General features: G+C 46.0%; 1 protein-coding gene. It reads left to right on the forward strand.

The window, feature by feature from the left end; translation table 11 throughout:
• Positions 1–166 precede the first annotated feature (166 nt).
• Complete coding sequence (locus A3739_RS12555; protein ID WP_068476708.1) at positions 167–658, forward strand: asparaginase domain-containing protein; 492 nt, start codon at positions 167–169, stop codon at positions 656–658.
• Positions 659–715: the final 57 nt, after the last annotated feature.

The following is a 715-nucleotide window of genomic DNA, read 5'->3' on the forward strand; positions in this document are numbered from 1 at the left end:
AAGGTACGCCGATTCGTTTTGATTTTAAATCGAGCGAGAATCCGTTTGCGAATCCTACTAATAAGTTATCGGCAAAAGACAAAGTCAAAGCGAATCGCAAGAATGAAGCGAAGGCGTTTGAAAGTCGCCGCTCTAAGAAAAATCGAAGAGGTTCGAAGGGTAAACGATGACGAAAATAGCATTAGTTACAACCGGCGGTACGATAGATAAAGATTACTTTGATGCGCTTAGCGATTATAAAGTTGTTGAGTCAATCATCCCGGAATTGTTGGCCCGTATTGGGTCTGGCGTTGAAGTTGAACAGCATGAGATTTGTCGCAAAGATAGTTTAGAGTTAACGGACGACGACCGCGCGGCGCTGAAGGCGTGCATAGAAAGTCTTGGATGTGACAAAGTGCTTGTGACACATGGTACAGACACGATGGTCGACAGTGCTCAGGCGCTTGGTGATATGCCTGGAAAAACGATTGTTTTTACGGGAGCTATGCGTCCAGCACGTTTTCTTGATAGCGATGGTCTCTTTAACGTTGGTGTGGCGTTAGGTGCGCTACAAAGCAAGGAAAGCGGTATTTTCATCGCAATGACGGGCCAAGTATTTACGCCTGATGCGGTGAAAAAGAATCGCGCAGCGCAACGTTTTGAAAGTACGAGTGAATAATAAAGCTGTTTGCCCGTCTTGCGGTAACGAAAACAAATGCGGTATGGCTGCGCTGGA

The sequence above is a fragment of the Oleiphilus sp. HI0067 genome (genome assembly GCF_001635735.1).